The sequence below is a fragment of the Streptomyces liliifuscus genome, from assembly GCF_016598615.1.
Lineage (GTDB): Bacteria > Actinomycetota > Actinomycetes > Streptomycetales > Streptomycetaceae > Streptomyces > Streptomyces liliifuscus.
In genome coordinates this window covers 8,233,776-8,251,726 of record NZ_CP066831.1, presented here as the reverse complement: position 1 = coordinate 8,251,726, position 17,951 = coordinate 8,233,776, and the positions used below count along the sequence as shown (strand labels likewise).

The following is a 17,951-nucleotide window of genomic DNA, read 5'->3' as shown; positions in this document are numbered from 1 at the left end:
CCGTTGGGGCTGCGGTTGGTTGTGAGCCGCGGGTTGACCGTGGCTGGTCGCGCAGTTCCCCGAGCCCCTGAAGGGGCGGGACCCGCCCCCTCTCCCCCGTGCGGCGGAGGGGGATCGTCGTTGCGCAGGACGTGTCCGGCGGGGCTGAGCGGGAGCGTGGATGGCATGACACAGATGCTCTCCTCCACTCCTGCACCGGCTTCCCCCACACCCCTCCCTCGGCGGGTGCTGTGTGCCGTCGCCGTCGTGGCCTGTGTGCCTTACGTCGGGCTCAAAGTCGCCTGGTTGGGCGGGAGTCGGCTCGGGATTCCCGAGGGGAGCTCGCTGCTGGACCATCGGGTGGCGATGGCCGTGGCCAACGGGGCGAGTGTGCTGCTGGACAGTGCGGTGATCGTGCTGGCGTTGCTGCTCACGCGGCCCTGGGGGTTGCGGGTGCCCGCGTGGCTGCTGGTGTTCCCCATGTGGGTCGCGACCGGACTGCTCGCCCCGATCATGACCGGGTATCCGCTGCAACTGCTCGTGAGGGCGTTCGGCGGGAGTGTGAACAGGGCCGGGGACACTGGGAAGGAGCCGTTCCTCGACGAGTGGGTGTTCGGGGTCGTCTACACCGGGTTCATCGTGCAGGGGCTCGCGCTCGGCACGCTGTTCGTGCTGTACGCGCGGGACCGGTGGGGGCATCTGTGGCGGGAGTGGCCCGCCGGTCGGGGGCGGGCCACACAGCGGACGGCAGCCGTGGCCGCCGGGGTCGTCGCACTGTTCCCCGGCGCCCTCCATCTCCTGTGGGCCTGCGGCTCGGCCACCGGGCTCAACGAGGCCCGCGTCGAGGACCGTACGGGCGACTTCCATGTGCTGGAGGGCATGTACGTCGTCTTCCTGGCCGCCGCCGTCACGGGCGCGTATCTGCTCGCGTTCCGGCGGCCCGGCCGCGCCCTGTCCGTGAAGGTTCCGCTCGCCCTGGCCTGGACCGGTTCCGGGGCCGTGGCCTGCTGGGGCGGCTGGCTCTCGCTGGCGAGCCTGGCCGGTGTGGACGACATCGCCGAGCAGCCGACGACCCTGATGAACCTCACCTACGCTGGGCAGATGATCGTCGGCATCCTCGTGGCGGGCGTCGGTGCCTCCGTCCTGGCGAAGCGGTCGGCGTGACCGCGTTCGCCCGGACCCTGTTCGGGAGGCGGACGCGTCGCCGGTGGATCCATCTGATCCTCGGCGGCGCGCTCGCCATGCCGTACGTCTTCGTCGGCGAGCTGATCGTCGGCCCGTTCACGAACTCCCAGAACCTGTTCAGTTCGCTGCCCCATCAGCTGCTCGCCTTCGGGGCCGGGCTGCCGCTCGCCGCGATCACCGGGCTGTTCCCGCTGACCCGGCCGATGTCGGTGGCCGTGGTCCGCGCCCTGTGCGGGGTCGACGGCGACCGTCTCGCCGACGGGCCCGCGCGCACCCGGCAGGCGAAGGGGCGTACGGCCCTGTGGTTCACGCTGCACCTGGGGTTCGGCGGAGTGATCGCCGGGATGTCCCTCGCGACGCCGCCCTTCGCGGTGGTGCTGATCGCGCTCCCGCTCTACGTGGGGCTGCGCGACTCCCGGCTCGATCTGCCCGAACTCTTCGACCACACCTGGGCGTTGGCGCTCTCCCCGGTCGCGGGTGCGGCGATGCTGGCGGCCCTCGCCGGCTGCGCGGCGGGCACGGGCGCGCTGCTGGCCCGCTGGGCGCCGGAACTGCTCGGGCCCACGCCCGAGGACCGGCTCGCCGCCGCCGAGGCGCGCGCCGCCGACCTCGCCGTACGCAACCGGCTGGCCCGCGAGCTGCACGACTCCGTCGGGCACGCGCTGAGCGCCGTCACGCTCCAGGCGAGCGCGGCCCGCCGGGTCCTGGACAGCGACCCGGAGTTCGTGCGCGAGGCGCTGGCCGCGATCGAGGACACCACGCGGCGCACGGTGGGCGAACTCGACGCCGTACTGGGTGTGTTGCGCGATGCCGGCTCCCCCGGCGGCGCGTCGGACTCCCCCGGTACGACCCCCGCGACCGCTCCCTCGCCCACGCTCGCCGCCGACCTCGACGGTCTGCTCCACCGCACCCGCGCGGGCGGCCTTCGCGTGACCGCCGCCGTGGAGGCCGACCCCGAGGCGCTGCCCCCGCTCGTCTCCCGTGAGGCGTACCGCATCGTGCAGGAGGCGCTGAGCAACGCCCTCAAGCACGCCGGCCCCGGGACCTCCGTGACCCTGCGGATCAGGGTGGTCCCCGACGGCAGGGAGCTGGCCATCACCGCCGAGAACCCCGCGCCGACGGCCGTGGTCCCCCGTCCCGGCGGCGGCCACGGCCTGCGCGGCATCGCCGACCGGGCCCGGCTCCTGGGCGGCAGCACGGAGGCCGGGCCGGTGGACGGGGTGTGGCGGCTGCACGTACGACTCCCCCTGGAAGGACCCGTATGACCATCCGGATCGTTCTCGCCGACGACGAGCGCATGGTGCGCACCGCGCTGCGCGCCATCCTGACGGCCGAGCCCGGTCTGGAGGTCGTCGGCGAGGCGGCCACGGGCGCCGAGGCCGTGTCCGTCGTCCGCGAGCTGGCGCCGGACGTCGTCCTCATGGACGTCCGGATGCCCGGGATCGACGGCATCCGCGCCACCGAGCAGATCCTGGCGACGCTGCCCGATCCCCCACGCGTCATCGTGGTGACCACCTTCGAGAACGACGCGTACGTGTACGAGGCGCTGCGCGCCGGAGCGTCCGGGTTTCTGCTCAAGCGGGCCGACGCCGACGCGCTCGTCCAGGCCGTGCGGCTGGTCGCGCACAGCGACAGCCTGCTGTTCCCCGCGGCGGTGCGTACGCTCGCCACCGAGTACGGGCGGGCGAAGGCGGCACCGCCGGCCTGGGTGGCGAGGCTCACCGGCCGGGAGAGCGAGGTCCTGCGGCTGATGGCCGCCGGGCTGACCAACGCCGAGATCGCGGGCCGCATCGGCGTCGGGCCGGCGACGGTGAAGACGCACGTGGCGGCCGTCCTGGCGAAGACGGCGACCCGGGACCGTACACAGGCGGTGATCGCGGCGTACGAGGCGGGGTTCCTGAAGGACACGGCCTCATGAGGGGCACGGCCGAGGGACGCGGCCGAGAGCCCGGTTTGATGAACGGCACATGAGAAATCCGGGCGGATTGGAACGATCGGACCGGTCCCGGTCGTCCTCCAAGCGGGATGAACAAAACGATCAGGCGCGCCTCCGTCTTCACCCTGCTGCTCGTCCTCGCCCTCCTTGTCCGGGCGACCTGGGTGCAGTTCTACGAAGGCCAGGCGCTCGCGGACAGCAAGGACAACCGACGGAACGCGATCGAGCAGTACGCGTACCCGCTCGGGAACATCATCGTGGCCGGAGACGCGATCACCGGTTCCGCGCAGACGAAGGGCGGCGACCTCAAGTACAAGCGCACGTACACCGACGGCAGCCTCTACTCGGCGGTCACGGGCTACAGCTCGCAGGTGTTCGGGGCGACGCAGCTGGAGGGCATCTACCAGAACCTGCTCGACGGCACGGACAACCGTCTGAAGAACCCCCTCGACACGGTCACCGGCAAGCGCGCCGACCCGGGTGACGTGGTCACCACGATCGACCCGGACGTGCAGAAGGCGGCGTACGAGGCGCTCGGTGACAAGAAGGGTGCCGCCGTCGCGATCGACCCGAAGACCGGCAAGATCCTCGGCGTCGTGTCCACCCCGTCGTACGACCCCTCGGTGATCAGCGCCGGCGACTCCGACGCGTGGACGAAGCTGACGAAGGACCCGGAGAAGCCGATGACGAACCGGGCGCTGCGCCAGCCGCTGCCGCCGGGCTCGACGTTCAAGCTGGTCGTCGCGGCCGCCGCGCTGGAGGACGGCCTGTACTCCTCGGTGGACACGAAGACCGACAGCGAGAACCCGTACACGCTGCCGGGCACGACCAGGGTCCTGGAGAACGAGAGCAAGTCCGCGCCCTGTGAGAACGCGACGATCCGTGTCGCCCTCCAGTACTCGTGCAACAACGTCTTCGCGAAGATGGCCGTCGACCTGGGCCAGGACAAGCTCAAGGCGATGGCCGAGAAGTTCGGCTTCAACGACAAGTCGCAGGACGTGCCCGTGCGGGCGTACGAGAGCGTGTATCCGTCGGACATGGAGAAGTCGTCCACCGCGCTGACGGGCATCGGCCAGTTCGACGTGACCGCGACGCCGTTGCAGATGGCCATGGTGTCTGCCGCCATCGCCAACGGCGGGAAGCTGGTCTCGCCGCACATGGTGTCGCAGATCAGTGACTCGGACGGCAACGTACTGGAGAACTACGACGACTCGACGGACTCGAAGGAGATCGTCAGCTCGTCCACGGCCGAGCAGTTGCAGTCGGCGATGCAGACGGTCGTCGAGGAGGGCACGGGCACGAACGCGCAGATCTCCGGGGCGACGGTGGGTGGCAAGACCGGTACGGCGCAGCACGGTGAGAACAACAGCAAGACGCCGTATGCGTGGTTCACGTCGTACGCGAAGGACGACTCCAGCGGCAAGGAAGTGGCTGTCGCCGTGTTGGTGGAGCAGTCGAATGCGGCGCGCTCCGAAGTCAGCGGTAATGGATTGGCAGCGCCTGTCGCGAAGGCGATGATGCAGGCCGCGTTGAAGAACTGACGGTTCCGGTTGGTCGGTTCGTCGGCTGCCGGCCGGTGGGGGCTGGTCGCGCAGTTCCCCGCGCCCCTTCAAGGGGCGCGGGGAACTGCGCAATCTCTTGAGGGTGACCGCTACTTCACTCCCAGGACCTGTTCGATCGGGTCGATCGCGAAGTAGATCAGGAACAGTACCGACGTGCCCCACAGCAGCCAGTGGACCTCCTTCGCCTTCCCCAGCACCGTCTTGATCAGGACGTAGGCCAGGAAGCCCGCCCCGATGCCGTTGGTGATCGAGTAGGTGAAGGGCATCACGGCGATCGTCAGGAACGCCGGGATGGCGATCTCGTAGCGGTCCCAGTCGATGTGCTTGACCTGGGTCATCATCAGGAAGCCGACCGCGACGAGGGCGGGGGCGGCCGCCTGGAGCGGGACGATCGTCAGCAGCGGGGTCATGAACAGGGCGAGGGCGAAGAGCCCGCCGGTGACGAGGTTCGCGAAGCCCGTACGCGCGCCCTCGCCGACGCCCGCCGCCGACTCGATGTACGAGGTCGAGGAGGAGGCGGAGGCCGCGCCGCCCGCGACCGCCGCGGCGCCGTCGATGAGCAGCACGCGACCGAGGTTGGGGACCTTCCCCTCCTCGTCCAGGAGTCCGGCCTCGGCGCTGATGCCGACGACCGTGCCCATGGTGTCGAAGAAGTCCGACAGGATCAGCGTGAAGACCAGCAGCACGACGGTGATCACGCTTGCCTCGCCGAAGGCGCCGAACAGGCTGAAGTCGCCGAGCAGCCCGAAGTCGGGCGAGGCCACGATGTCGTCGGGGATCTTCGGTGTGGTCAGGCCCCAGCTCTTGATGTCCGCGATCTCGTTGATGACGATCGCGACGATCGTCATGGTCACGATGCTGATCAGGATCGCGCCCTTGACCTTGCGGGCGAGCAGCCCGATGGTCAGCAGCACTCCGAGACAGAAGACCAGGATCGGCCAGCCGGCCAGTGCGCCGGTGCCGCCGAGCTGCACCGGGACCGTGGTGTTCGCGACGTCGGGTATGCGGGTGACGAACCCGGCGTCGACGAAGCCGATGAAGGCGATGAACAGGCCGATGCCGACGCTGATCGCCTGCTTGAGCGGCTGCGGTATCGCGTGCATGACGGCCTCGCGCAGACCCGTCACCACCAGGACGCAGATCAGCAGGCCCTCAAGGACGATCAGGCCCATCGCGTCGTCCCAGCTCATCAGCGGGGCGATCTGGAAGGCGACGACGGCGTTGAGGCCGAGTCCGGCGGCGAGCGCGAGCGGCAGGTTGCCGCCGACGCCCATGATGACCGTCATGACGGCGGCCACCAGTGCGGTGGCGGTGACGAGCTGGACGGTGTCGAGCTGGTCACCGAACTTGTCCTTGGCGCTGCCCAGGATGATGGGGTTCAGGACAAGGATGTAGGCCATCGTGAAGAACGTGGCGAAGCCGCCGCGTACTTCACGGGCGAAGGTGGAGCCCCTGGCGGAGATCTTGAAGTACCGGTCGACGCTGTTCGCCGGGGGTGGTCCGGCGCTCGGCCGGTCTGCCACCTTCTCAGTTTCGGACATGGCGGATGCTCCTCGTTACCTGCGTGTTCAGAGTGCGGATGCTGGCTGGATTGTTCCCTCGTTGAACCGTTTTCAGGTTTTCCCCGTGTTACGGAATCGAGTTCGGCCCGCCATACGATGTTCGAAGCGCTGTACGAGCGCCTGATACTCTCTCGGATCTCGCCCCACAGGACACCGTTCCTTCACACCCGCAACGCAGGGGCCGTATACGCACGTACCCCGTGAGAGCCGTCAGGCGTTCGTACAGGATTCGACAGGGAGAGGTCGCCCGTGGGCACTGTCGTCGACGACGCCGCCTCCGTGGAGTTCCACGATTTCTTCGAGCGCCACTACGCCGAACTGGCACGCCTGGCACATCTGTTGACGGGCGAGTCGGACGCGGCCGACGATCTGGCGGCGGACGCGCTGCTCGCGCTGTGGCACCGCTGGGACCGGGTGCGCGCGGCGGACCACCCGGTGGCGTACGCGCGTGGGGTGGTCGCCAATCTGGCCAGGAGCCGGATCCGCAGCGCGGTGCGTGAGCGCAGACGGATCACGCTGTTCTGGTCGCAGCGCGAGGACAAGACCGAGAACCCCGACATACCGGGCATGGTCGATGTCCAGGAGGCCCTGCGCAGACTGCCGTTCCGCAAGCGGGCGTGCGTGGTTCTGCGGCATGCTTTCGACCTCTCGGAGAAGGACACCGCGCTCGCCCTCGGAATCTCGGTCGGTACGGTGAAGAGCCAGACGTCGAAGGGGATGGCGGAACTGCAGCGGTTGCTGGGGTCCCAGGAGGCTCCGCGGCGGATGCACGCGGCGGTACTGCGTGCCACCGGAGCCGAAGGGAGGGAACGATGAAGGACGTGCACGAGGAGCTGCGCGCCACGCTGCGGGACGCGGCCGAGGCGCATGAGCCCGACCGCGCGCACATCCTGGCCCGTGTCGAACGCGGCATGGCCGGCGCGGAGAGTGCCCGGCATCCCTCCCCGCGGTCGTCGCCGCTCGGCTGGTTCCGTGTCGTCGGCGCCACGGCTGCCGCCGCCGGTGTGCTCGCGGTGGGCGGCTACGCGGTCGCGTCCGCGGTGAAGGACGACAAGGCGGCCGACCAGACGGTCGCGGTCTCCCCCACCCCCGACCCGTCGCCGGAGGCCACGAGCCGCGCCCCGGTCCCGCCGGACCCGGCCAAGTCGTCGCCCCCGCCGGAGAAACCGAGCGCGCCGAACTCCCCGACGGCGAAGCCGACACGGTCCGCGCCGGTCGTTCCGCCCGCGAAGGCGGACGACGAGGACGGCCCGCTGTGGTCGGACGGCTCGGTCGACCCGCACAGCAACGAGTTCTGGGCGCAGAGCAATGTGACCCTGAGGACGAGCGAGCAACTCACCGCGCTCACAGTCGTGTTGAAGGTCAAGCAGACCGGCGGGGTCACCTCCGCGGGCGCCTGGCGCTCGGCGCCCGAGGACGACTTCACGGTGACGGTCGCCGAGAAGGACGGCTTCCTCGTCTACACCTGGGTGCTCAAGTCGGGCCGCACGGTGTGGCCGGGCGAGTGGGTGTTCGCGGGCCAGTACGACCACGACCGCGGCGGACGCGACGCCGGGGACGACACGTACTCGGCCGGCGCGCGGGCCGGGGACCAACAGCTGGGCGTGGCGGGCGACTTCGCGCGCGACGCGTCCGACGACGACGGCGACTCGTAGAAAAGTTCCGAGGGGCGGCAACCCCCGCCTTCCGGGTGGCGACCAGGAGACGCAAGGTCACTCTCCCCCCACCTGAAGGAATCGGGACATGACTTCACGCGTGGAACCGGAACGCCGTGCACGTCACCGTCGCAGGACCGGCCGGAGGCGTGCCGTCGTCGGCGGGCTCTTGGCGTTCGCCCTGACCGGAGCCGCCATCGTCACCAGCACGATGATGTCGTCGTCGGCGAGCGCCGCCACCACCTGGCCGACCGCCAGCGGCAGCGAGGCCGTCTCCACGACGATCCCCGTGTCGGGAACCCGGGACGGCGGCATGAAGCGCTACTACGGCAGCGGCGATCTGGCCGGTGACGGCCAGGAGGAGGGCCAGGACCCGATCTTCCGGCTGGCCGACGGCGCGACGCTGAAGAACGTCATCATCGGCAAGCCCGGCGCCGACGGCATCCACTGCCAGGGCAGCTGCAATCTGCAGAACGTCTGGTGGGAGGACGTCGGCGAGGACGCGGCCACCTTCCGGGGCGGCAACTCGGCCACCTACACCGTGTACGGCGGCGGCGCGAGGAAGGCCGCGGACAAGGTCTTCCAGCACAACGGCGGCGGCAAGCTCGTCGTGTCCAAGTTCGCCGTCCAGGACTTCAAGACCCTGTACCGCTCCTGCGGCAACTGCTCGACGCAGTACAAGCGCACCTCGATCTTCAACACCATCGAGGTGACCGCGCCGGGGTCACGGCTGGTCGGCATCAACACCAACTACGGCGACACCGCGGCCCTGCGGGGCATCACGATCATCGGCGACAGCGGCAAGAAGATCGTCCCGTGCCAGAAGTACATCGGCAACAACACCGGTGCCGAGCCGCCGACGAACGGCTCGGGGCCCGACGGCACGCACTGCAACTACAGCGCCGCCGACCTCACCTACCAGTGACGTACGACCAGGAGCACCGCACGCCCTTCTACTGTCCGGACCTGCCGGCCCGACCTCGGAGCCCGTCTCGTGGCCCGGGCACGTGGAACCCGGCGGAGCTGTTGCCGTGGGCCTCGTTGTCGTCGAGGACATGAGCGACCGAAGCACCCCCTCCGCCGAGTTCGAACCCGTGGCCGCCGCCCTCGAAGGCGCGGTCCTTCCAGCGGTTCCTGCCGTTCCCGTACGCCGACGAGTGCTCGACGGTGACCGGGCTGGAGAACTGCCAGAGGTCCAGGCCGTCGTCGGAGTTGTCGTGGAGCCGGGCGCCGATGATCCTGTTGCCGGTGCCGGAGCCGAACTTCACGCCGATGCCGTCCGCGTTCCGGCCGTGCCCCGCGGCGTCGTAGTTGCCGTGACTGCGCAGGTTCCGCACGAGGTTGTCCGTCGTGCCGTCCCCGCGCAGCGTGAACCCGGAGTCGCCGTTGTCCGCGGTGACCAGGTTCTCGAAGACGCCTCCGACGGACGAGGTGGCGACGAATCCGAGGGCCGGCGAGTTCTGCCAGGTGATGTCCTGGACGGTCCAGTGGTCGCCGTCGATCCCGGCGAGCGCCGATCCGGCGGCGAGCTTCGCCCCGTCGATCCGCACCTTTTCGCCGTCGTGCGCCCGGAGCGTGATCCGGGCCGAACTCGTGCCGTTCGCCGCCGACTTGAGGGTCCGCGTCGGGTAGTACGTGCCGCCGCGCACCTGGATGGTGGTGCCGGCCGTGGCACTCCTGACCGCGGACTCCAGCTGCGCCGCGGTCGACACGGTCACCGTCGTGCCGGCGGCGCTCGCCCCGTCGGGCGCGAGGCCTAGGTAGACGCCTCCCGCCCCGGAGGCGACGACCACCGCCGTGGCGACGGAGAGGGTGCCGGTCCTGCGGTGCCGTCCGGTGCCGAGACGCACGGGGGCGTTCCTTTCCTGGGGAACGGGGAGAGAGGCGGGGCCGGGGCCGCTTTCTTTTCTCGGCCCCGCCTCTGATCCCTGGTCGCCGCCTGCCCGGAAAAGGTTGCCGGGCCCGCGCGAAACGAATCGAAACTTTCGCTCGCCCCGGGTCCGCTTCCATCGATTGACGGCCCCGTACGCCACTGGTGACACTCCGAGGGCAGTCCATCCCAACAGAATCCACCAGACCCCCACAGGATGTGTCATGCGCCCCCGCACCGTGCGAACGCTCCTGATCCCCCTCCTCGCCCTCCTCCTGAGCCTGCTCGCCACCCCACCGAGCCCGGCGGCCCAGCCCCAGTCCCCACCCGAAGCCCCGTCCGGAGCACCTCACGTGACCAAACAGAAGTACGCCGGCTATCTCTTCGCCTACTTCACCGGCGAGGGCACCGCGGACGGCGAGCAGATCCGCTACGCCCTCAGCCGCGGCAACGACCCGCTGCACTGGCGGGAGTTGAACGGCGGCAAGCCGGTCCTCACGTCCACGACCGGCGAGAAGGGCCTGCGCGACCCGTTCGTGATCCGCTCCCCCAAGGGCGACAAGTTCTACATGATCGCGACCGACCTGCGCATGTACCAGAACTCCAGCGGCAGTTGGGACGACGTCCAGCGGCACGGCAGCAAGTCCGTCATGGTCTGGGAGTCCACCGACCTGGTCCACTGGACCGACCAGCGCCTGGTGAAGGTCTCGCCGGACAGCGCGGGCAACACCTGGGCGCCGGAGGCCTATTGGGACGACTCGCTCGGGGAGTTCGTCGTCTTCTGGGCGTCCAAGTTGTACGCCGACGACGACCCGGACCACACCGGCTCGACGTACAACAAGATGATGTACGCGACGACGAAGGACTTCCGCACCTTCAGCGCGCCGAAGGTCTGGGACGATCCCGGCTACTCGGTGATCGACTCAACGGTCGTGAAGAACAAGGGCACTTACTACCGCTACACGAAGGACGAGCGGGACCCGACCTCCTCCAGCCCCTGCTCGAAGTTCATCACCGCGGAGAAGTCGACCTCCCTCACGGACACCTCGTACGACTTCGTGTCGGACTGCATCGGCAGCGGCTCGATCGACCGCGGGGAGGGCCCGACGGTCTTCAAGTCCAACACCGAGGAGAAGTGGTACCTGTTCATCGACGAGTACGGCGGCCGCGGTTACGTGCCCTTCGAGACGACCGACCTCGACTCGGGCCGGTGGACGATGTCGAAGAACTACCAGCTGCCCGCGAGCCCGCGGCACGGCACGGTCATGCCGGTCACGCAGGCGGAGTACGACCGGCTGCTCGCCGCGTATCCGGCCGTCGGCACCTCGGTCATGGACGCGACGGTGAAGGACCAGAAGGGGTACGCCATCGTCACCGAGGCGGCCTCCAAGGTCGTGCTGCCGATGAAGCCGGGCGAGAACCTCTCACGGCTCGCCCCGAAGCTCTGGCTCGGCGAGGGTGCCACGGTGAGCCCGGCGTCCGGCACGCGCCGCGACTTCCGCAAGCCGCAGAAGTACGAGGTGACTTCGGCCGACGGCACGACCCGCACCTGGACCGTGGAGGCCGTACCCACCCGCAGCCCGGTCCTGCCGGGGCTGTACGCGGACCCCGACATCCAGTACCTGGACGGCCGTTACTGGATCTACCCGACCACGGACGGCTTCCCCGGCTGGAGCGGCACGAAGTTCAAGGCGTTCTCGTCGAAGGACCTGGTCCACTGGAAGGACCACGGCGAGATCCTCGACCTGGGTCCTGATGTGTCGTGGGCGGACAAGAACGCGTGGGCCCCGGCGATCGCCGAGCGCGACGGCAAGTACTACTTCTACTTCTGCGCCGAGCAGCAGATCGGCGTGGCGGTGGCCGACTCGCCCGCCGGCCCCTTCAAGGACGCCCTCGGCAAACCCCTGGTGGCGAAGGGCGGTTCGCTGCAGGGCCAGATGATCGACCCGGCGGTCTTCACGGACGACGACGGAACGTCGTACCTCTACTGGGGCAACGGCCACGGTTACGTCGTCCCGTTGAACGACGACATGGTGTCGTTCGACGCGTCGAAGGTCCAGGACATCACCCCGGACAACTTCCGGGAGGGTTCCTTCGTGGTCGAGCGCAAGGGCACGTACTACTTCATGTGGTCCGAGGACGACACCCGCAGCGAGAACTACCACGTCGCCTACGCGACCGGCCCGTCCCCGCTCGGCCCGTGGACCAAGCGGGGCACGATCCTCTCCAAGCGGCCGGAGTACGGCATCCTCGCCACGGGCCACCACTCGGTGGTCAACGCGCCCGGCACGGACGACTGGTACATGGTCTACCACCGGTTCGGCCTCAACGGGCCCGGCCTGGCGGGCGGGGACGGCACGCACCGGGAGACGACCGTCGACCGCATGAGGTTCGCGGCCGACGGCACGATTCTGCCGGTGGTGCCGACCCTTGAGTCGATCAGGCCGGTACGACAGGGCTGAGGTCTCAGTCCATCGTCGCGCCGATGGTGGTGCTGCCCGTGGTCAGGAACGTGGTCACGGGCAGCGCGCCATTGGACTGGCGGGCGTTGTACGTGGTCGACGCGCTGGTGGACCGGAAGGCGGGCGTCGAGATGCCCGAGTCCCAGTTGTTGCCGGACGAGACGACCGACGAACCCTTGCTCACCGAGCCGCCGCTGTTGCCGACCGCCAGGTTCTTGCCGAGCCTGGCGGCGCCGGTGGCGAAGTAGTAGCCCCACTTGGCGTTGGCGTAGGCGGTGGTGCGGTTGATGACGATGGCGCCCTTGTTGCTGTTCTCGGTGAAGCCGTTGCCCGCGTTGTCCCAGGCCGCGGAGTTGTTGACGACATGGGCGACGACCTCGCCGTCGCCGCCCAGCTTGTAGCCGTTGCCGTCGCCCGCGAACGCCGAGTCCGACCAGCGGTTCTTTCCGTTGCCCATGGCCCAGGTGTGCTCGACGGTGACCGGCGACGAGAACGACCAGAAGTCCAGGCCGTCGTCCGAGTTGTTGTAGAGGCGCGCCCCGGTGACGAGGTTGCCGCTGCCCGAGCCGAACTTGATGGCGATGCCGTCCGCGTTCTCCCCGTGGGTGGCGGCGTCGTAGTGGCCGTAACTGTCGATGTTCCGGACGGTGTTGTTGGTGGTGCTGTCCCCGGTGAGCGTGAAGCCGGAGTCGCCGCCGTTGATCGTCTTGATGTTGTCCCAGACGGTCGAGGCACAGGACTGGCAGACGACCGCGCTGTCCGGGGAGTTCTGGAAGGTGATCCCCGAGACGGTCCAGTAGTCGGCGGTCAGCTTGAAGATCCAGTCTCCGTCGGGAAGGTTCGAGCCGTCGATCTTCACCGTCTCGGAGCCGTACGGCTGGAGGTGGATCCGGCTGGACGATGTGCCGTTGGCGGTCGACTGGAGGGTGGCCGTCGGGTAGTACGTGCCGGCGCGCACCTGGATGGTGGTGCCCGCGGTGGCGTTCCTGATGGCGTTGGACAGGTCGGTGGAGTTGCTGACGACCACGGTGGCGGCCTGGGCCTGGGTGGGGATCACGGCGAGCCCGGCACCGAGGGCGAGAGCCGCGCCCAGGGTCAGAGCGGTAGGACGGGACATGGGTGCGGGTACCTTTCGTCAGGAGCGGTCGGTCAAGGACAGTCGAGTCAGGGGCAGTCGGTCGGGAGCAGTCGTTCAGGAGCGGCGACGCTCACAAGGGCTCCAGTCCCCGAGGTACATCTCCCGGGTGTGCGACGCGGCCTCCGCGGCCGTGAGCTGCGGCCGGTTCTCCGGCACCGAAATCAGCGCGCCAGGACCGGAGTTGGCGTACTCACGGAACCGCATGGTCTGCCACGGATACGCCTCGCGCATGTTGGTGTAGGGCTCCACCGCGTCGATACCGGGCCCCAGCCAGGTGTCCCGCACGACGAGCGAGGGCCGGGCGGTGGTCTCGTACGAAGGCACCCACGGCCGGGCGATCTTGTACGCGGCGTCCTCGGCACCCGAGGTGATCCGGCACCGCTCGGCGAGAAAGCCGTACGGATTCGCGCGGGCCGTGGCGGGGGCGAACACCATGCCCTCGGGTCTGAACGTGACGTCCCGGTCGAGGGTGTGGAAGTGGCATCGCTCGAAGACGGCCCGCGCCCGCCCGAAGACGAAGTCCACGTCACCCTCGACATAGCAGTCCCGGTAGTACTGCCGGTCGAAGGCGTCCAGCGTGGTGGTGTCCGCGAACAGCGTGTCCTGGTGGCCGAGGAACCGCACCCGCTCGAAGCGCGACCGGTCCCCGGTGACGTACGCCGCCACGGCCTGTGTGCCCGTGATGTCGGGGTGGTCGGCGCGCAGCCAGTCGTTGGCCAGGGTGAGGTCCCGGACGCTCAAGCCGGGCGCCGCCGAGGTGAGGGTGGCGGAGCCCGCGGTGCCGTGGGTGCCTCCGCCGGGCCTGGGCGTGCCGTTGGCGTTGTCGAAGACGACCACGGTGGCCCGCGGATCACGGGACGCACCACGAAGCGTCAACTCCCCTTTGTCTGAGGGGATGTTGACGACCTCGCGGTACGTGCCCGGATGCACGACGATCGTCCACCCCTCCCCCTCCACGGCGTCCACCGCGTCCTGGACGGAGCCGCCGGGGCGGACGTACAGGACACGGCGGCGGGCCTCCGCGAAGGCGGGGGTCGTGCCGACGGCCACCAGGCCACCGGCGATCCCGGTGAGCAGTGTGCGCCGGCGCATGTCAGCACCCCTTCCAGGGTGTCCAGTCGCCGAGGTACACGGCCCGGGTGGCGAAAGCCGCCTCCTCGTCGGTGAGCTGGGGCCGGTTCTCCGGTACGGAGACCACGGCGCCCGGTCCCGTGTTCCGGTACTCGGCGAACCGCTGGTCCTGCCACGGGAAGCCCGACGACATGTCGGTGTAGGGCGCGACCGCGTCGATCCCGGCACCGAGACGGGCCCCGCGCACGGTGAGCATGGGCCGGGCGGTGGTGTCCGAGCTGGGCACCCACGGGCGGGCCAGCTTGTAGTAGGCGTCCGGCGCCTCGCTGGAGATCCGGCCGCCGGTCACCAGGTAGCCGCGCGGGTTGGCGCCCGCGGTGGAGGGCGCGAACACGAACCCGTACGGGGCCCCGGTCAGGTCGTCCCTGATCAGCGTCCGGAAGTGACAGTTCTCGTAGACGGCAGTGGCCCGCCCGAACACGAAGTCCACGTCACCCTCGACGTAACAGTCCCGGTAGTACTGCCGGGCGAAGGTGCCGAGCGCCATCGAGTCGGCGTACAGGGTGTCCTGATGGCCGAGGAACCGGCAGCGCAGGAACGCCGACCGGTCGCCCTGCACCTTGATGGCGACGGCCTGGGTGCCACTGATCCCGGGGTGGTCGGCGCGCAGCCAGTCGTTGGCGAAGGTGAGGTCCCGGGCGGTGAACCCGTCGGCCTGCACGAGGGTGGTCGCCGACCCGGTCGTGCCGTACGTACCGCCGCCGGGCTTCGGAGTACCGGCCGCGTTGTCGTGGACGACCACGACATCGCGCGCCTCGCCCGAGGCCCCGATCCAGGTCATCCCCGTACGGGCGACGCTCACGGAGACCGTCTCCCTGTACGTGCCCGGGGCGATGACGAGCGTGTACCCGCTCTCTCCCCCAGTGCTGAACGCCTGGGAGGTACCCCCAGCGGCGTTCACGGCGGCCTGGACGGTGGTGTGGTCGCCGAGGCCGCCGGGGTGGACGTACAGGGTGCGCTCGTTCAACCGGGCCGACGGCGAGCCGTACCGCCCGAAGGGGGCGCGCCCACGCGCGTGAGCCTGGGCCTCGGCCTGGGAGGAGAGCCCCAGTGCGAGCGCGGCCCCCACGCTCGCCGCTACGAACGACCGTCTGCTGACCGGTGCCGGAAGGGTCATGGTCAGCAGACCTTTCCGGCACCGGCGCGGCTGTTGACGATGCCCGGCACGGCCCGCGGCGAGTCGACCTTCGTACGGAGAGTGGGCTTCCAGCCGGCGCCGGACTGGAGGGTCTCCTCGGGAATCTCCGCGTTGTGGACGGCGATGAGGTCCGTCAGCTTGCCGTTGACGTGGTTGTTCTCGGCGGTGAGGGGCGCCTCGTTCCACTTCTTCAGGACCTTGCCGACGGCGGCTCCGGCCGGCAGCGAGATCGCGTTGTCACTGGCGTAGAGCTGCGAGGAGATGCCGACGCCGAAGATGTAGTAGTCGGACTTCTGGTTCTCCGTCACGACGTAGTGGTTGTTGTAGACGTCGACCTGTCCGAACCGCACACGCGGAGAGCGCTGAAGGATCCCGTCGAAGCGGTTGTGGTGCATGGTGACCTTGAGCTTGCCGGCGTCCGTGGTGGCGGTGCTGTCGCTGTTCCCGATCAGCATGTTCTTGTCGTGGTCCTGGAAGCGGTTCCAGGACACCGTCACGTGGTTGGCTCCGCGCACGATGTCCGTCAGCCCGTCGTGCTGCTGGAAGACCTTGCCGAAGTGGACCGGCCGCTCGCTGTCGGGGTAGCGCCCGTCGGTGAACGTGTTGTGGTCGATCCACACGTGATCGGTGCCGTAGACGACCACGGCGTCGTACTCGGAGTTCCAGTTGCCGGTCCTGTTGTCGTCGGTCGGGTCCCACTTCGGGAAGCAGTCGAGCGGGGCCTCAACGGTGAGGTTGCGCATGATGACGTTCGAGACGCCCTTGATCTGGAGGCTGCCGCCGAGGATGCCGGAGTTCTTGCCGACTCCGACGATGGTGGTGTTGCTGGGGATGTTGGCCTTGATCTCCGAGTCCTGGTTGGCGGCGGACGCGACCCGCGCGTCCTCCTGCGGACCACTGGCGACCTCGTCGTTGCCCCAGACCGCCGGGTCGTAGTCCTTGAGGTACTGCTGGAGGTCGTAGCCCCCGGCGACGAAGGCCTCGCACCCCTCGGAGACGGCGTCGATCATGCCCTTGACCTTGATGATCTTCGGCGCGTCCCCACCGGCCTTCAACGCGGCCTTGAACTCGGCCCAGTCGGCAACGGTGTAGACGTGCTCGGCGGTGGCACCGGCCCCACCGGTGGTACCGGCCCCCTCGGACCCCCAGCCGTCACCGACGGCAAGGGTCTCCCGCCCGAGGTCACGCCCTTGGGCGGCCTGGGTGACCGGGACGGCCTGGGCATGGGCGACGGTCCCGGTGACACCGAGAACGAGAGCGGTGCATCCAGCAAGGGATGTAATGACATGGGCATGCCATATACGAGTACGCATGAGTGCGGGTTCCTTCCGAACAGGGAGAGCGAGGACGGCCCCTGCTTCCAGGGGCGCGGGGCTGTGACATTTGCGGCTCCGCCGCGGGGCGCGACCAGCCACAACGGACCGGCACCTACAAACGAACCTTCAGCCGCAGTACTAGTACTCGGGCCAACTGATCCACGACTCAGGAATCACCTCGTCGAGCCGCCGAACATCCCGCCGTGCCAAAACCCGCCGGCGCAGCAACTCAGCACCCACCATCCGCGCCACAGCAATACCCCCCGGCGGATTGAAATGCGTGTTGTCCTGCTCGACATCGGTCCAGTTGAAGTACTTCTTCGTCTCCTCGACACCGAGCTCCTGCCACAGCGCGATCGACAGAGCCTGGATATCGAGCAACGCCACCCCCTCCTCCTCGGCGAGGCCCCGCACGGCAGCGGGATAGTCGCCATGGGTCCCCACGGCCTTCCCATCGGCGTCGAACTTCCGCCGCTCCACGGACGTGGCCAGCACGGGCCGGGCTCCCCGCGCCCGCGCCCCGTCGACGTACTGACGGAGGTAGTCCTGATACGTCGTCCACGGCTCGGTGTACCGCGTGGGATCGGCGACCTTGGAGTCGTTGTGCCCGAACTGAACGAGAAGGAGATCACCGGGCCGAATCGCGGCGAGAATGACGTCGAGACGCCCTTCGTCGATGAAACTCTTCGAACTGCGCCCGTTCACCGCATGGTTGGCGACAGCCGGCCGCTCCCGCAGAAAGAACGGAAGCGCCATGCCCCAGCCGGTCTCGGGCGCGGCATCGGCGTATTTCTGGGCGGCGGTGGAATCACCGGCGATGTAGAGCGTGCGCCCACGTGGCCGCCCCTGCGGGGAGGCGGCAGTGGCGGGCCCCGTCGCCGCGACGGCGAGGGGAACGGCGGCAAGCGCCGCGGTGGTGACCTGTCTGCGGGTGAGTGACACGACGATGTGCCTTTCGGACATGGGAAAGCTGCGGTTGATGCTGGAGGTGGCGCCTTTCAGGCAGGGAGTTCAGCT

The 17,951-nt window shown here is 69.2% G+C and carries 14 protein-coding genes and 1 pseudogene; 8 read left to right on the top strand and 7 right to left on the bottom strand.

The genetic code is table 11. The features are described 5' to 3' along the window. Positions 1 to 165: 165 nt before the first annotated feature. From JEQ17_RS35560 to JEQ17_RS35545, 4 genes are all read left to right on the top strand, one after another. Entirely contained in the window at positions 166 to 1,143 is a 978-nt protein-coding gene (locus JEQ17_RS35560) for a hypothetical protein (protein ID WP_200399084.1), read from the top strand. Beyond that, on the top strand, positions 1,140 to 2,429 hold the full coding sequence (locus JEQ17_RS35555) for a sensor histidine kinase (protein ID WP_200399083.1): 1,290 nt from the start codon (positions 1,140 to 1,142) through the stop codon (positions 2,427 to 2,429). The genes JEQ17_RS35560 and JEQ17_RS35555 overlap by 4 nt, the downstream gene beginning before the upstream one ends. Continuing rightward, a complete protein-coding gene (locus JEQ17_RS35550; protein WP_200399082.1) occupies positions 2,426 to 3,082 on the top strand; it encodes a response regulator transcription factor in 657 nt (218 codons plus the stop codon). Before JEQ17_RS35555 ends, JEQ17_RS35550 begins: the two co-directional genes overlap by 4 nt. A 107-nt stretch (positions 3,083 to 3,189) precedes the next feature. Further along, complete coding sequence (locus JEQ17_RS35545; protein ID WP_200399081.1) at positions 3,190 to 4,641, top strand: peptidoglycan D,D-transpeptidase FtsI family protein; 1,452 nt, start codon at positions 3,190 to 3,192, stop codon at positions 4,639 to 4,641. Positions 4,642 to 4,751: 110 nt separating this feature from the next. Here the strand turns inward: JEQ17_RS35545 and JEQ17_RS35540 are convergent, their stop codons facing one another. Further along, positions 4,752 to 6,203: an NCS2 family permease gene (locus tag JEQ17_RS35540; RefSeq protein WP_200399080.1), complete on the bottom strand. Its 1,452-nt coding sequence runs from the start codon at positions 6,201 to 6,203 to the stop codon at positions 4,752 to 4,754. A gap of 270 nt (positions 6,204 to 6,473) precedes the next feature. Here JEQ17_RS35540 and JEQ17_RS35535 point away from each other — a divergent pair, with 270 nt between their 5' ends. From JEQ17_RS35535 to JEQ17_RS35525, 3 genes are all read left to right on the top strand, one after another. Then, positions 6,474 to 7,040, top strand: coding sequence for a SigE family RNA polymerase sigma factor (locus JEQ17_RS35535; protein ID WP_055616464.1), 567 nt, complete (start codon positions 6,474 to 6,476; stop codon positions 7,038 to 7,040). Further along, entirely contained in the window at positions 7,037 to 7,879 is an 843-nt protein-coding gene (locus tag JEQ17_RS35530) for a hypothetical protein (protein ID WP_200399079.1), read from the top strand. The genes JEQ17_RS35535 and JEQ17_RS35530 overlap by 4 nt, the downstream gene beginning before the upstream one ends. 88 nt (positions 7,880 to 7,967) lie before the next feature. Beyond that, entirely contained in the window at positions 7,968 to 8,804 is an 837-nt protein-coding gene (locus JEQ17_RS35525; protein ID WP_200399078.1) for a pectate lyase, read from the top strand. A gap of 85 nt (positions 8,805 to 8,889) precedes the next feature. Here JEQ17_RS35525 and JEQ17_RS35520 read toward each other — a convergent pair. Next, positions 8,890 to 9,729, bottom strand: a pseudogene (locus JEQ17_RS35520) (right-handed parallel beta-helix repeat-containing protein); the annotation flags it as partial. Between the two features lie 244 nt (positions 9,730 to 9,973). Here JEQ17_RS35520 and JEQ17_RS35515 point away from each other — a divergent pair. After that, positions 9,974 to 12,211 (top strand): family 43 glycosylhydrolase, encoded by a 2,238-nt coding sequence (locus tag JEQ17_RS35515; RefSeq protein ID WP_200399076.1) that lies wholly within the window; start codon positions 9,974 to 9,976, stop codon positions 12,209 to 12,211. A 4-nt stretch (positions 12,212 to 12,215) separates the two neighbouring features. Here JEQ17_RS35515 and JEQ17_RS35510 read toward each other — a convergent pair whose 3' ends face one another. From JEQ17_RS35510 to JEQ17_RS35490, 5 genes are all read right to left on the bottom strand, one after another. After that, complete coding sequence (locus JEQ17_RS35510; protein ID WP_200399075.1) at positions 12,216 to 13,328, bottom strand: right-handed parallel beta-helix repeat-containing protein; 1,113 nt, start codon at positions 13,326 to 13,328, stop codon at positions 12,216 to 12,218. 75 nt (positions 13,329 to 13,403) lie between these two features. Continuing rightward, on the bottom strand, positions 13,404 to 14,441 hold the full coding sequence (locus JEQ17_RS35505) for a pectinesterase family protein (protein ID WP_200399074.1): 1,038 nt from the start codon (positions 14,439 to 14,441) through the stop codon (positions 13,404 to 13,406). A 1-nt stretch (position 14,442) separates the two neighbouring features. Next, a complete protein-coding gene (locus tag JEQ17_RS35500) occupies positions 14,443 to 15,597 on the bottom strand; it encodes a pectinesterase family protein (RefSeq protein WP_200399073.1) in 1,155 nt (384 codons plus the stop codon). A gap of 2 nt (positions 15,598 to 15,599) precedes the next feature. Then, positions 15,600 to 16,931 (bottom strand): pectate lyase family protein, encoded by a 1,332-nt coding sequence (locus JEQ17_RS35495; RefSeq protein WP_200399072.1) that lies wholly within the window; start codon positions 16,929 to 16,931, stop codon positions 15,600 to 15,602. A gap of 141 nt (positions 16,932 to 17,072) precedes the next feature. Continuing rightward, entirely contained in the window at positions 17,073 to 17,876 is an 804-nt protein-coding gene (locus tag JEQ17_RS35490) for a rhamnogalacturonan acetylesterase (RefSeq protein WP_200399071.1), read from the bottom strand. Positions 17,877 to 17,951 lie beyond the last annotated feature (75 nt).